16 protein-coding genes are annotated in these 15,367 nt (G+C 36.0%); all 16 read right to left on the bottom strand.

Annotated elements, in window-relative coordinates; genetic code table 11:
* The coding region (locus B2X72_RS02605; protein ID WP_286848204.1) for a hypothetical protein at positions 1-542 on the bottom strand (542 nt) is incomplete at its 3' end.
* A complete protein-coding gene (locus B2X72_RS02600) occupies positions 543-977 on the bottom strand; it encodes a hypothetical protein (RefSeq protein WP_286778618.1) in 435 nt (144 codons plus the stop codon).
* The gene (locus tag B2X72_RS02595; protein ID WP_286778619.1) at positions 958-4,320 is read right to left on the bottom strand and encodes a hypothetical protein; all 3,363 of its coding nucleotides are present in this window, start codon (positions 4,318-4,320) and stop codon (positions 958-960) included. Before B2X72_RS02595 ends, B2X72_RS02600 begins: the two co-directional genes overlap by 20 nt.
* A gap of 479 nt (positions 4,321-4,799) precedes the next feature.
* Positions 4,800-5,414, bottom strand: coding sequence for a hypothetical protein (locus B2X72_RS02590; RefSeq protein ID WP_286778620.1), 615 nt, complete (start codon positions 5,412-5,414; stop codon positions 4,800-4,802).
* Positions 5,415-5,487: 73 nt separating this feature from the next.
* A complete protein-coding gene (locus B2X72_RS02585; RefSeq protein ID WP_286778621.1) occupies positions 5,488-6,102 on the bottom strand; it encodes a hypothetical protein in 615 nt (204 codons plus the stop codon).
* Complete coding sequence (locus B2X72_RS02580; RefSeq protein WP_286778622.1) at positions 6,102-6,908, bottom strand: DUF4099 domain-containing protein; 807 nt, start codon at positions 6,906-6,908, stop codon at positions 6,102-6,104. The genes B2X72_RS02585 and B2X72_RS02580 overlap by 1 nt, the downstream gene beginning before the upstream one ends.
* Positions 6,909-6,928: 20 nt before the next feature.
* Positions 6,929-8,116: an ArdC family protein gene (locus B2X72_RS02575; protein WP_286778623.1), complete on the bottom strand. Its 1,188-nt coding sequence runs from the start codon at positions 8,114-8,116 to the stop codon at positions 6,929-6,931.
* A complete protein-coding gene (locus tag B2X72_RS02570) occupies positions 8,106-8,270 on the bottom strand; it encodes a hypothetical protein (protein ID WP_286778624.1) in 165 nt (54 codons plus the stop codon). The genes B2X72_RS02575 and B2X72_RS02570 overlap by 11 nt, the downstream gene beginning before the upstream one ends.
* Entirely contained in the window at positions 8,263-8,784 is a 522-nt protein-coding gene (locus B2X72_RS02565) for a M23 family metallopeptidase (protein ID WP_286848203.1), read from the bottom strand. The genes B2X72_RS02570 and B2X72_RS02565 overlap by 8 nt, the downstream gene beginning before the upstream one ends.
* A gap of 27 nt (positions 8,785-8,811) precedes the next feature.
* Complete coding sequence (locus tag B2X72_RS02560; RefSeq protein ID WP_286778626.1) at positions 8,812-10,851, bottom strand: type IV secretion system DNA-binding domain-containing protein; 2,040 nt, start codon at positions 10,849-10,851, stop codon at positions 8,812-8,814.
* Between the two features lie 11 nt (positions 10,852-10,862).
* Positions 10,863-11,708 (bottom strand): conjugative transposon protein TraN, encoded by an 846-nt coding sequence (gene traN / locus B2X72_RS02555; RefSeq protein ID WP_286778627.1) that lies wholly within the window; start codon positions 11,706-11,708, stop codon positions 10,863-10,865.
* Positions 11,709-11,727: 19 nt separating this feature from the next.
* The gene (locus B2X72_RS02550) at positions 11,728-12,891 is read right to left on the bottom strand and encodes a conjugative transposon protein TraM (protein ID WP_286778628.1); all 1,164 of its coding nucleotides are present in this window, start codon (positions 12,889-12,891) and stop codon (positions 11,728-11,730) included.
* 58 nt (positions 12,892-12,949) lie between these two features.
* Positions 12,950-13,174: a hypothetical protein gene (locus B2X72_RS02545; RefSeq protein ID WP_286778629.1), complete on the bottom strand. Its 225-nt coding sequence runs from the start codon at positions 13,172-13,174 to the stop codon at positions 12,950-12,952.
* A 184-nt stretch (positions 13,175-13,358) separates the two neighbouring features.
* Positions 13,359-13,973 (bottom strand): conjugative transposon protein TraK, encoded by a 615-nt coding sequence (gene traK, locus B2X72_RS02540; RefSeq protein ID WP_286778630.1) that lies wholly within the window; start codon positions 13,971-13,973, stop codon positions 13,359-13,361.
* 15 nt (positions 13,974-13,988) lie between these two features.
* On the bottom strand, positions 13,989-15,107 hold the full coding sequence (locus B2X72_RS02535; protein ID WP_286778631.1) for a plasmid transfer protein: 1,119 nt from the start codon (positions 15,105-15,107) through the stop codon (positions 13,989-13,991).
* 14 nt (positions 15,108-15,121) lie between these two features.
* A partial coding sequence (locus tag B2X72_RS02530) for a hypothetical protein (RefSeq protein ID WP_286848202.1) occupies positions 15,122-15,367 on the bottom strand: 246 nt, incomplete at its 5' end.

Genomic DNA, 15,367 nt, shown 5'->3' with positions numbered 1-15,367 from the left:
TCAACTTCAACATTATATCCAGTCAATAACTCTTCATAATATAATTCGGTTGTTTTTTGTAATAATTTAAAATCATTTACACCTTCAACGAAAATTGTTTCAATAATAAATTGTGATAAATTTGACTTAATTAAATAAATATGAAAAATTAGATCTCGTAAATATATCTTCCAACTTTCTTCAGACATGTTATAAAAAAGTACCTTCCAAAGATTATTAAAATTTGAGATAAATTGACGATGTTGGGTTAAACCAATAATATATAAGGGTACATTGAGTCTATTTTTTACTTTATAAATTTCCCTAACTAAGATTTCCCCGGCTTTTGGTATTAATTCTCCCCCTTCATGTAACGGCATCTGTAGATCTGAAATTAATAAGTGATATTTATCTTTTTTTAAATATTGTTTGGCTTCCGATATGCTAATGGCTTGATTTATTCTTAATGGCACATCTTTAATCTGGGCTTTTATTGTAGTGATAATATTTTGAATTTTATTCATATCATCATCTACGATCAAAATCGAAATATTAGGATTCATTTATTTTATACTTTCTATTAGAGTTAACAAATTACTCTTCCAATCATCGTTTCTTGAATCATAATATACCCCGTCAACATAAAAATCAAAATTCTGTTTATATTTTGCAGAAATCTGTTCGAAAGTCAATACATCATTACCTATAGGAAATTTGTCAAACATAGTAAACAAGATTACTGGAACAATAATAGCTTTTCTCTTCATTTCGCGTAATATCTTCTCTCCACCAAATTGTTCATAATTTTGATTAATATCATTATTCTCTTTCTCCCAAAGCGGTATGGTCATATCTAAAATTAACACATCATAGTTGTTCGATCTTAATGCTTCCAATCCTGATTGAAATGACTCTCTTAAGTCAAAATCGCATTTATACAATAAGGATGTTAACTTATCGATCTTAATTCTATCATCTTCAATAATTAATATTTTCATGATTATCTGGTTTTTTATAAACTAAAAAAAGTGAGATTGTGATATTTTCACTATTTACTTCATAATCGAACTTTTCTGTTATGCATTTTGCTTCATATATCATTATTCGTTTAATTTTATGGAACCCACTCTCCCCCTCAATATTAGAGCGTTCTATTTTCTTTAAATCATTCCAATTATCCTTTATAATTTTCAAATTATCTTTTGTTTTTTGAAGATCTTTAATATTGTGAGTATTAATAACATCAATTTTAATATATTGACCATCAATCAATTCACTCTTAACTGTTAACTTTATCTTATTATCGGATTGAGAGTGAATAATTGCGTTGGTAAATAGAATATTAAACACATAGATCAAACTACTATAACCAGAAACGCTCTTAAACTTCATATCCACCTCATAATCAACAGTAATACTTATATTTAATTGCTTTGTAATTTCAACACTGGCATTTATTATATCTTCAAGCATTAATAATTTGGAGGTTGAAGATGTTTCTAATATAAACCACTCAGAAACATCTTCAAGACACAATTGCAAATTTGTCAAAGACGTATTTAAATTTTCATAAAGCATGATATTTCTAGGCAATGATTTAGGAAGGCTATTTCTAAAGTTCTCGACCAGATCACTAATTAGTTGATAGACCTCATTTTCTAAATATTCGTAAATACCAATACACAATTTCAAATTCGTATAGTATGCTAAATCATTTAATAAAATTTCAACAATATCGTCTGTATTTTTTAAATAATCGATATGTTGTTTATAAAAATTGTAAAGGATCTCATCATTTGTAGAATAGTTAAATACAGCAATTGGATTATTCAATCTTTCATGAGTAATTTGTATCGCATGGTTTTTTAAATTCCCAGTGAGATCATCTATTTGTTTGCTAAAAACTTTTATTTGAATCTGTATAGTTTCCAAGCAATCTGGTTCAACTTTTTGTGAATTCCAGTATTCAGAGTCAATATACTCGCCAGATAGCTTTGTTGTTACCAAATTTAATTTCTCAAATACACTTCTAATTTGGTTTTCCAATGCGCCATGTCGAATTTTTGTACTCAAACTACTGTCTAATCCATATTCTTTGCTAAATAAAAATTGCTCGCGAACTTCATAATATATATTTTTAAAAGCCACAAAATCAGCATCATTATAATTATTAAAATCATCTTGCACCTGCTCTTTCAATGACGTTTCCCAGTTTCTGGCTTTTGAAGCATTGAAACTTACCAACTTATTGCTTTTCTTTTCTGTGGCTATTCTTAAAAGACGGTTAAAATCATCATTATATTTCTCAACTAATTGTTCTTTGAGTCTATCTATATCTACGAATAATCTTCCATTATTAACTTCTTTAATCACATTTCTTACAGAAATCTTTTTATTTATCTCATCGATTTCATCACTATAAATTTTCTTATTCTTTTTATCTATAGTTATTAGACGAAACAAAACTTTCAATCTAAATTCCTCGGTATCATTAATTCGATTAAAGTAATACTTGATGGTATCTATCGTGCATATCTTATTTAATAAATATACATTAATACTTGGATCTAAATTTTCGAGATGTAATACATCTTCTAAATCATAATTTCTTGAGCATAAAAACTCATCTAGAAATTCATATAAATTATATTCAAAATAATACAAAGATGATAGAATCAAAGTATTTATACTACTAATGAATTTAAATTTATCATCATTCTCTATTGCTAGCTCAAATAGTTCTTGGAAATTTGTCTTGATGTAAAAGGTGTCTTCATCAAACATCATATATCCAAATAGATCGAGAGCTTCTTCAATTTTGTTATCTTTTATATAAGAATCGAATAAAAAAAACAAAAAACGCTCTTTGTAGTAATTACTGGAGATTATAACTGAAAAATTTTCTGTTACAAGACTTATTACACTAGAATAATTATTGCTATAGTAATAATAAGCAACTTCTGCAACAAGTTTCAGTAAATTATCTGTTGAAACAAACTTCGAATATTCCACATCCTTAAGCCCATACAAAATTTTTTTATATTCAAAATAGTTATTATTCCCGAATAAATCACCTATAGCAGAGTTAAATCCTTCTAAAGCAACTTTATAAGAATTAGAATAAAAAGAATATCTAATTGATTGATTTTTGTTGTTATCTATATTAGAAAGAAAATCCATTATTTGCATTCCTAGATTGCCATTCGAATACTTGAGGGCATATTTAATTAATTTTCTACCACATTTTTCATTGTTTTTTTTAAATAATAAATATTGATATAATTCCATTAACACTAAATCAATAGATCTTAGTCCTAAAGGCTCAAATTCTTGTTTTAAATTTATTATTGACTTTATATAAATCTCATAGACCTCGAATTCCAAAGGATATTCTATTATAAATATTTTACTAAGTTTCAGGGATGATTTAAAATCTCCTTTGTAATAGATTTCTAATATCTCATTTATTAGAGTCCAATTCTTATTTTCAATATATTTTTCATCCCACAGATGATTATAAATATTGATAACTCTTATATCTGAATTCCCCGCTTTAATTAATTTGGAAACAAATGATTTAAATAAGGCTCTATATTCACAATTTTTATTGTTTAGGTTTACAGTAATAACATTTATAATATTATTATATTGATCTATTATAGAAAATAAGTTACAGATATAAATAGCGCTTCGTAAATCAGAATAATAATAATTATAATTAGCAAATACGAAATTGCTGAATACAAAAAAATCTTTTATTAGCTCATTTGCATTTATAGTATTTATATCATTCTGTATTTGATTGACATAACTTTCAAAAGATACAGAGTTTTCAATTTTTTTACTACTCGCATTTATACAGAATTCATAAAAATTATTCCCTATAATATTTAAATAATTGGACAATTTTAACCAGTTTTCACTTGAACCAATTTCTTCCTCGGAGATATGCAGTTCTGATTCAATTGACCATATACTAAATCCATAATTCGAAACAATTTGTGAAATAAGGGATTTAGCAGTAGGAAAATCACCTTTTAAAATTGAAATCTCAAACTCTTCTTTTAAAACAACAAATTGATTAATATCCGAAACATTTAATAATATCTTGTTAGCAACCCACTGAAATTCAGAGACAAAATCATTTGTAAAATACAATGGATCGTTAACTTTAATGTTTTCAAGATTTTTGGGAAATAAATTCCTATTTAATGAATGTCTTAAAATTCTATTACTCTCAAATATCTTATTATAGCTACCTGGATCTATTTGAGTTTTTATAAAATTGATTTTTTCTAACAATCCAATTTTAGAATTATTTAAAATTTGTCTAAGATTCATACTATGAATTGATGCAATTTTTTAAGTTACTTAATATTTCGGTTTAAATTGATCTAAAATTAAGTAAAACGTTTTAAATTTTATTGAAATTATAATCTATAAAAGTTAAAGTTCTAGACCGCTTTGATTACCAAAATTTTGATAAAAACCATATTAGAACTGAGATAATTTTCTTCTTCCGAGCAAGGTTATCATCTAATGATTATAGCTTCGAGAAAAATAGCTTATCAGGCCGAAACGTATGGCTTAGAATAGACAATTAATCGGATATTTCAGGTATAGATGCAATTCGATTCTAAGACGATTTCCTAATCTCTCAGCACAATATCCAGACGATCAAAATGTTATGAATTAATTGATCATTGAATTTCTGAATGGTATCAAATTCTACACCTAATTCGAACATAGGTGGGACTACAGAATAAAAAAGCGGATTTTCTGATTAGAAAACAGGTTAGGGTTCTCCCTATTTTAACATACTACCTCCTTCTTTTAATTTGCTCATTCTGTGAATCCAAATTGGCTTGAGTTACAATATTGCTTTTAGGTTGGGCATACTGGCCTTTTTTGAGACCAGATTCCAAAAGGAGTGTTTCAGGAATATTTGTATTTAAAATAATTTTATCGGACCCTAGCTTTGGAATAATTTTATCCCTTATCAAATTCTTGATATGTTCGATCCCTTTAATATTATTTAGGAATTTTTCCATCGAGTGATTGAAAGTAAAATAAGAATACGAATCATTTGGAATACCATAGGCAATTCCATTGTCGGTTATTTTAGCAAGTTTCTTATTGAATTTTTCGAGTTCCTTTTTCTGTAAATGATCATAAAGTAGATCATTTAATTTCTCTTCTAAAGCCATATTAATAAAAGGATCATCTGGTTTTTTAAAAGATTTTGCGTGGTCTTCGGCCTGCTTTATAAGTTCTTTTCCTTTAGCATCTTTATGATAATAGTCAGTTGAACCACCATGTCCTGCATTTTTGGCATAACCAACATGTTTACCATTTATATATAAAGAAGCTGTGAACGCCTCTGTCTCTTCGCTTAATGAAGGAGAGTGTTTTATATTTTTAAGTTCAATATTCATAAAATATAATTCTAAATGTGGTTAAATCCACAAGTTCTAGACGGATAACAATCAGCCTTATTGGCACTGAAGACTATAAAGCAGTAAATAAATGAGGGAAATTCAAGAATCCCTTAACCGGTTTATGAGTTCGGATGGCGAACCGTTTACCAGAAATCACCTCAAAGTAGTTTAGGGAAAACCTCTCAATCGGTAATACAAGACTTTGCGAGCCAAATTCTATTTCTATTAAATCACCATTGATCCAAAATTTTGAGTCAATACTACGGTTCCAAAGAGCAATCTTGCAGTCAAAGATTTTCCCAATCAAGCTATTTTCAGCTATCAGATGGATTTTCGCATTAGGGAACTCACAAATGAGTTCCCTAAAATTTACTTTGCATGGGAGATAACCCATCGAAGCAAAGGCAACAGACAACGAGTTATCAACATATTGTGGAAAAAAATGTGTAAAACATAAAATATCTAGACAAGCTGGAGCTATAAATAAATCAGTTACCGAAGATGGAAAATGATTATAAGCTTTCCATATACCACTAGCTACCTCTTTAACACACACGTTGTTAGTCCAAACTTCCTTTTGCTGATCTGAAAGATATCTATAGCTGAACTCAAAACCGGCAGGAGATCTTTCAAAAAAGGGTTCAAAGAATCGGATCACATCCTGATCCAACTTATCTACATTCATTAACGGGACGATGAGCGTCCATATCCTCTAGATTCTTGATTTGGGATATGTTTATTTATTAATTGCTGGATGGTGACATTAGAATCGACTACATTTCCTTTTTGTTTCATATCTGCAATGGCCTGATTATACCCATTAGTATAACCTTCGGATTGGAATTTGGCAGCACGGTTTTTCAGGGCCTGAATCCCTCTATATACAAGGTAAGAGATGCCTGCATCAAACAGGACCGAAAGTGCTAGTCTTTTATTATCCGATTTTAATCCCTGGGGGTTAAGCGCCGTATGCTGAAACCTGGTACCATCGGATAATTTCACAATCTGACCATTTTTAAATTTTTTCTTTTGCTCTTCGGTAAGCGTCTCTGAGTTTACAGCTAATGGAACATTTACTTTTTCAGGATCATAGGAAATAAATTCTTTGGTCTGTTCATCATATTCGATGATTATTTTCCTGACCTTACCCTTTTGTACTTCTTGCTCTTTGGCAATATTGTCAATCTCACCATTTTGAAGTTTCTGGCTTTCATTTTCATCCAGAAGCTCATGTGCTTTAGCCACCTTATATATTGGATGCACATTCAGGCTCACACTTCCGTCGTCATTTTTCTTTAAAGATAGTTTCGCATCGAGTTCGGGAATAGAAAGCCCATCAAATTTAAGGTCTTTAAAATTTGTCATTTCAGTTCTTCTACCTGTAAGAAGTGCATTGATGTTGTCCCTGGAGAGAAGTATCCGTCCCTGAATGTAGAGGCCCAATTTTTCAAGTTCACCAAGGGGAAGTTCGTTGTCTTTAAATTGATTCATATTATTATCGAGTTATAGGATTAACGTTTTAAACCATAAGAAGCCTTTTGGACTTCTTCGTTACTATTAGAAATTGCTGGAGTTTTTATATCATTGCCGTTTTTGACATCTAGCAACGATTGGTAGAGTCTGTCGTTTTTTGAGAGTACAAATTTCTTTCCGGAGTCCTCTACTTCCATCTGAAGCCTTCCTCTTTTCAGTTGACTGGTTACTTTATAAACCGAATCCTTGTACGTAATGATATCGCCAATAAAGAGTTTGGATTCATTTTTTTGCGAGCTTTTATTAGTGGTTTGCTGGTTAAGTTCACGTTTACGCTCAAAATCCAGCAGATAAGAAAATATCCTTTCCGCGTCCGTTGCCGCCGCATGGATTTCATAAGGATTATTTTTTAACATTTCGATCCACCCTTTTACATAAGCAGCATGCTGGCCAGGATCATGACCGATCTTAAACTCATCACCGATCAGCATAGAGGCAATCTCAGCCCTTAATTCTTCCCGTGCATACCCTTCACTTCCAAACCTATTAAACAGGGACCTGTTGAGCCTATCCTGATGGCCAGTCCAATGCCCAAGCTCATGAAGAAGGGAAGCATAATAGCGGTCTGGAGTGGCAAACTGTTCTTTTAACGGCATCGTTATACTGTCAGAACGGAGGCTATAATACGCCTCATCTCCTTTTCTGTGATTGACCACCGCACCGGAAAGGAGAACCAGATCTTCCGCACGGACTATTGGGTCCCAATCAGATTTCAATTGGGGTTTTAATTCTAATTTAGGAATTCCACTGACCTGCTCAGCGTTAAAGACCCAAGCCGCTGTGACAATGGCACGTTCCAAAGGCGTCCGTACTTTTATGCTTTTGCCATTTTCATCAAGGACTTTTTTCCCGTTTTCATCTAATTTCGGGATAAGATCATGGGTTTTGACAAATTGAACAAGCGTACCCTTTTCACCCTTATTTATTTGCCAGCCTTTGGAATCCGCTTGCTTGAAAGTCAGCCATCGGGGGTCTTCCCTGCCTGAATTCAGCAATGAAAAGATATTGATTCCTTTATATCTATTTCCGGTAATTGCGTTATAAGGAAGACTGAAATCGGTTGAGACGGAATTCCAAGGTTTCTGCCAAGGAGCTGTTCCTTTTTCCAATTTTTCTATGAGGGCCGCGGCAACCTGCTCGTGTAGCGATTTTACCTTATTGTTCATCCTCCTCCCCTTCCTCGTTATTTTCCTCGTCAAAAGGAAATTCGTCACCATAAGATATTCCGTATATGACTGCCTCTTCGGGCGTTAGCCCAATTTCTTCGCCTTCTTTCAGAATTCTAAGTTTCTCATTAAGGCTTTCAAAAGATTTATTCATTTTTTTGCTCGTTTAAAGGATTTAAGCTGAGTTCATTGAGTTTTTTAAGAAAAAGAATGGGGTCAATAAATTGACCCCGGATTTTGACTGAGAGATGGAGATGCTCTCCGGTCGCCAGACCTGTTCTACCGCTTACACCAAGTAGATGACCGGGCGGTAAACATTCGCCTTTTTGGACCAATAGTCGAGATAGATGTCCGTATATAACCTGGATTTCATCACCTGATTCTATTACCAGAAATTTACCCAGCGTAGGACTTTCCGCGGCATTCACCACTTTTCCTGAAATTATATTAAAGATGGGTGAATCTCTGGCGGCAAGATCTACACCGTTATGATGAATAGGTTTAAATTTTATCGGATGTACCCTAAAACCGTAAGGCGACGTAACCCGCATTTTTTCAAGCGGGAGACTAAAATCTAGGGATTGCCCAACGGTATTTAAGGAAATAAAAAGCAATAGAAATACCCAGATTATTGGACTACAATAAACAGGGCAACGAATATTATACATAATGAAATTAAATCAGTGTTCTGAAAATTATTCCGATGAATTTTTGTACTTATCCGCTAAGGATTCTTTTTCGGTAGGCTCGGTATACCGAAATCCGGTAACTGCTTCAACAACTGAATTAACTTCCTCTTTGATCTTTTTGAAATTTGCCAGCAGTATCTGTTCTTTTTTCTCTCCAAAATCATAGAATATGGGTAATTCTCTATAATGCTGCTCTTCCTGTTTTATCGCTCCAACATCAATATTTATTCGGCAGTTAACGGCTGAGGTCCTAAATTTTCCGGTGAATTTCTCTACGGCATCAGAAGCGACAAGTCCTACCATCTGACCAGCAGGCAGTGCTGCGATTTTACCGGCGGGGATAAGGGGTTCGAGTTTTTCTGACAGGGATATAGAAGTTTTATTCCTGTCGATACTAAGGCTTTCGCTCTGCTGTTTTACTTTTCCAAAGATCCTTTCCAACCACTCAAGCGTATCTTTGTTCTGCACGCTTCCTGATAGAACATTTCCCACTACCGAAGTAATCGTTGCGGAAGTTTCTTTGCCATACTGCTGCTGAAATTGTTGTAAGCTCTGGATACCCAGGACTGTCGCCACAAGATTACTTCGAGCCTGACTAAGGACCTGTTCTATACGGTATAAATATAAACTTGGAGCTTCATCAACGACTATTCCAACAGGAAGGTTTCCTTTGGAATTCACCAATTTTGTAACACGGTTCACGACAACCGATAAACATGCGGAATTGATGCTCTGGGTAGCGGGATCATTAGCCAAGATCAGTATTCCGGGATGTTTGGGATTACTGACCTGTAGTTCAAAGTCATCTCCTCCAAAAACCCAGAACGTTTCTTTTGTCGCTAGCCTGCTGATAAAGATTTTTAGCGTTCCTACCTGTCCCTCCAGCTGCTCAAAAGCACGCGCCTTATAAGCTGTCATAAAAGGAGACAAGAGCGAATTAAGTTCTTCGTTGCTAAAGAGTGTGTCAAAAACATCTTCGTAGGACATGTTCAAAAATGCCAGAACATGTGGCAAGGTTGAATAGCATCCATTTTCATACTTACAAAAGAAGTAGATACAGGCGGTTAAGAAGTTCACGGCAGATTGGGTAAAAAACTGGTCGCTTCCTCCACTTTTATCACCCTTTTTAAGGGCCTCTACCAATGCTTCGGCAGTTTCATTTGCATCTGCGAGGGTCTGCAAATATTCCGGTTTAAATGGATTTGCCCGGCGGCTTCTAGATGGATCATTTAGGTTAATGACATGGAATTCATAATCCGGCATTTTTCCATCCTGTTTCGCCAGCAGGTAATGATAGTAAGCAATCTTCCCAAGATCAGGATACTTTAGATCATAAATGCACATGGTAAATGAATTTGCTATCATTTGACGCAGAATTGGCATAATGACCCCAAAACTTTTACCGCTTCCCGGAACTCCGCAGACCAAACAGCCCCTAAATAAGTTTTCCAGTGGAATATAGCCTTGATTAACCTTTCCCTTATAATAAAACAACATAGGGATATTGACAGAATATGGCGTGATTTTCGCCTGGGTGGGCTGCATAAAGGATTCTTCCTCGATATTCCATTTATCTTTCCCTAATCTAGAGCTGATAATCTTTGAAATGTTGTCTAATGCAACATGGATCAGGACAATCCCCAGAAAAGAGCTGAATACATAACCAAGATCATAATAATTCAGCCCGTATAGAACCGGTTTCCCTTTTTGACCGTGCAGCCATACAGCGAGCCCAATTATTAAGAATCCAAGCGTGAGGGGATAAACAATATGGTTCTTGGGATTTAGATCTTTCTTCTTTTTACTCAGGGTACCGATAGAAACCAGTATGACCAAAAAAACAGTAAATAGCTTACTGGCCAGCAGTCCCGAATAAAAAGGCATCCTTGCCAGCTTGGTTGCAAAAAGTAAATTTGTTTTGTTTAGAATCCCATATTCAAGGGATTTCTCAACATAAAGAAAGAGATAGAACTCCAGAAAAATGGAAAGATAAATGGCGAACTGGAAGAATCTATAAAGGCCCTGTTGTTCTTTTGTTTCTTCCATTTTTTTATTGATTATAGAGAATCGGCATTCAGGATATCCTGGTATTTGATTTTCAGGTCAATTGCCCTGCCTGACAACTGTTTTTCAGTGAGACTTACCCGCAATATTTTATTGCCCGGAAATGTTACTTTTTTAAGAACATAAATATTCCGGTTCTTTTTCTTTAGGAGGTCGAATGGCTGAAATTGCCAGATGGGTTCTATCTCAACCGACTGGACATTTGTTGCCTTGGTGATTCTTTTATCTTCCACAAAAAAACGTAGCTGATCTGGCCTAAATGAAAGGTTCGTATTATTGACAAATGAAAGATCCAGAAAAATGAAATCACCGATCGTTCTGATACCGTTCAGATAGATCCCTATTCCAAACTTCTCTTCCTTCCTCTTTGGGCGGTTACCGGATTGGGTTAAAAGAGTATAGGATAAGGACCTCATCTGGCTCCTGCTCAGGTTATTTTCCGAAGGCTCCAGCGGAACCGTAGATAAAGGATTTATTTCATAAAGAACCGGCGACTGTGCTTCAATATCCTGACCAGTTTTCAAGGCCCGGAACTGTGTCATGAAATTTTCTCCGACCACTGTAATGCTGCCGAGTTCTGTCCCCGAATCATCTAGATTCATGCTGTCTGAAACAATTTTAAGCCGGAGCAAATTATCTATAGGCAAATCTGCCACTACTCTTTTGGAAGAGATATCCACATATTTGATCGGTTCCGGTGAAAGGATGTGAACTGTGTTTCCCTTGGAAATCCTGATAGATTTAAGGTCGCTAAGTAAATGGTCTCCACCTGACTGTGCCATTGTCGGGGTTGCGGCGAGCAAAAATATCGCCGATAAAAACAGAAATAGATTTCTCATAATTGAAAATGATGAATGATTATTTGTATTGTTTTTGATTTTCACGAAGTGCTTGTGGGTCTATCAGATAGACCAGCGTATTATATTTGATTTTCGCCCTGTTTTTCCGGATATACCTGGAAACTGCTGTAGTAGTCGACTGAAACATCCTTTGGATCACGCCCATAATGATCTGGTTCTGGTTTTCTCCCCCCTGTATTGAAATTCCCTGAGAAGAATTTGCGCCAAGCTCTTTGCTGAACTCCCTGAAAGCGGATGCGGGCACATAAAGGCCCTGAAGACCATCATTATCATACAGATCAAGTTTTACGGGCAGGATCTTACCTCCCTGCATAATTGAAGTAATGCTCAAAAGGACACGCTGGCCGGTAAATCCACTAATCTTTGCGTATAAATAGGTGCCTTTTTGAATCAGATTGCTTCCCACCAATAAATTATCCATGAGCCTGATCCGCAACCTGGAATCCACATATCCGGTCATATTCTCGTCAATTATGGCCTGAATAAAAGAATCGTTCGGATTGTCTCTAACCGTATTGAAAACGGATTCGGTATCGTCGGCCTTTCTGACATTAAGCAATGGTAGATCCGCTTCTTCTTTTTTCGCCATTTCGATCCGCTGCCTCTCCTCTCTCGCTGCCCTTTCTTCCGGATCATTTGCCTTTGCCAGACTATCGGCAAATTCCATCTGCCGGCGGAATAGAAGCATCGGATCTTCTTCTGTCCTTTTTGGTTCTTTTCTAGATTCTGGATTGGATTTAGGAACAAGGGAACTCAGGACACGGTCCAGGTCTTCATTTCCATGCACAGCCCTTGGAGCATTAACTGAAATTAGTGATTCCTGTTTAAGCTTATCCCTTATGGAATCTAACTTGCGTTTTTCTTTATCATTGTACATTTCATCAAAACGGAATCCATCTACTTTGTCTTCCTGCAATTGATTCACCGCGGTATAGCCGTCCCCTCGACGGTACATTTCCCGGTAAGCGTTAAGCTTATCGGTTAAAGCTTTATTTTTCACCTCTGGGGAGACTTCCGAAATCTGTTCTTTTAGCTGGGGCCCATTATCTTTTACAGCACGCTCTTTTGAAAATGCGGATTGGTAAACGTAAAAGAAAATACAGATAAAAGGCAGGACGATAATCGGTATGATATATTTGGGCCTTTTTAGGTCTAATTTCATAATATAATTTGATTTAGAATTGAGAAATACTAAGCAGGTTTAGGGAAAAAATGCTGGATCAATCTTTGGATATCGAATCCTTCGCATTATGGTTTTCCAGCGACAAAAGCCTATCCTTTATCTGGATAAGGATCATACTATCCTGTTTATCCAGGTTATCTTTTTTTGAAAGCCCTTCTAGGACAGCCTGAAGTTCAAGTACTTCTTTTAGATCGGAGATTGAACCAAATATATTTCCCATTCCATCCGCAATAGGTGCAGAGAGTTTCGGATTCTTCACCATTTTTGCTTCCTTTTGCCTTGGCAGCATAAAAAAACAGCAGATTGAAATCAGGATACATAACACCATGAACATGAAAACCTGTTTGGGATATGTACTCAATTTTGACCTTACACATTTTCTAAGATGGACAGTATACCTGGAAAATTCATTGCCGATCTCTTTCCAGACACTGCTTTCGGATTTATTAGAGGTTATTTTTTTGAACATAACTGAGGTCTTTATTTTCCAATGTTTTCCATCTCGTTATCAGAACTGCATGCGCGTTGTTGTCTGTCCTGATTTTAAGGTCCCTTAAATATCCTTCTGTAATGAGACTACGAACGACGGTTGAGCTCCGTCGGTCTATGGTCTGTTTACCATAAAAGCGAAAATAGTTTCCTTCAAGGTGGATTGAATCCGTCTGGATCGTAAGTACCGCACTGGAAGACAAGATGGAATTAAAAAATCCTTTCTCACGGAGGTTATTGTATTGTAAAGCACCTGATTCATCAATCAGATACATCGCTCGCTTCATCTGGTATTCTATAAACTTCTCGTCCGGTGTCAGAGTAAAAAAAAGACTATGGAATAAATTTATATGCGTTCGGTACTCGGCTGAACGGTTCATTTCAACACTGGTCTGCTGCGCGGCCAATGGCACATTATTTATATCCAGTACATATACTGACTTTCTTGCACTTTCCACCTGTTTAAAGGCAAAGAAAGAAACTATGGACACCAACAGAAAGGCCGTTATTAAACTCCCGACGGCAATAAGGGTTGCCAGACGAATCTTTGATTCTATATTTTTGATAATCATGTTCTTTATTTAAGTTTAGAATTTTGCGATCACCCTTCTAGCTGTTCTTGCCATACCGGATGCCCCACGGCCCATTGTACCCGCGGCTGAAGTGATTCCAGAAGTGGATACGATCCATGTACTTATACTTGGCACCGTGAGCATTGTCAGCCCACCGATCAGGAAGGTTACGATGACGATCCCAAATGACATTATTCCATTTCCGGCAAGCCAGCCAAGTTTTTCGAGCCTATCGCCAGAAGTCGATAATAATTCCTGATAACGGGTGATCTCAGCTTCTAGAGCATACTGCTGAAAAAGACTGGTTATATGCATCACCAGATAGGCAATCCCAGAGTAGAGATTGACCGACACGAACCGTGCGATCCAGGTTCCGAAGGAATCCCTGAAAGCGGGAAGAATACTTACCGCAACGGAGAATGGGCCTAAAATGATCAGAATGGTCGAATAGAGTATCTGGATCATGAATATGATATAAACACAGATCCGAAGTACCCAGACTGCCAAAGTTTCCAGTGTATAGGTCATCCATAGCTGCAAATTGATCTGCATCCTGTTTCTTAGCTCCACGACATTGTTCCATACGGAAGTAAATCCATCTTTCACGGTTGAGGTGACCGCATCCCAAGCCTTTCCGTACCATGTATCCGCCTCGTTTTTTGCGACTTCGGTTTCCGCCTGGATCTGGGTCAGGGAATTGGCTATGTCATACATGAGTTTTGCGCGTTGGAGCCGAAGGCTATTGACTTCGGTCTGTCCGCTATCAAAAAGGCTTTCCGTTTTGGCAGCTACAATATCCGTAGGATAAGCGATCACCCTTGTGAAAGCTCCCCACCAGATAATGACCATGACCAGTCCAAATGGCCTGAGCAAGGGCATAATCTCCATTTTTTTATCGCCGGACATCATTTCATAGCTCTTAATGGCAAAAAATATGAGCATAAAAATTGCCGCTAGCGCCTGTGCATCCGTAATAAAAGTATCGTAATGGGTCCATATCGTATCTTTCATCCCTTTCAGGAAGTGCATTACCCCTTCCTCGTATACCCCATTTCCCTGTAGGAAAGTGAAAGTATCCTTAAATGAATCAGGCACCCCCACTGGAGATGCCTGTAAAAAAAATGTATATGTCATAAAAAATTAATTTATCATCTGCTCTTATTTAGGATTTTGTCCGCAATTTCAATATCAGATTTTCCAGTATGTGGGAGCGGCATGACCGGATCTATCTCCTTAATGGAAGACAGGTCACTTGATAGTGATAGAAATTTCAGGGCGTTGCTTTTCTTGGATTCCCACCCCGATTCAAGAACCCTATATTCCGACAATAGGCGATGATAGCCCAAGATCCTGCTGCCCCTTTCAAGATCTGCTGTTTTCAGGATTTCCAGACG

The sequence above is a fragment of the Sphingobacterium sp. UBA7253 genome, from assembly GCF_002472745.1.
Lineage (GTDB): Bacteria > Bacteroidota > Bacteroidia > Sphingobacteriales > Sphingobacteriaceae > Sphingobacterium > Sphingobacterium siyangense.
The sequence above is the reverse complement of the archived record's forward strand: the minus strand, read 5'-3'. Positions and strand labels throughout refer to the sequence as shown.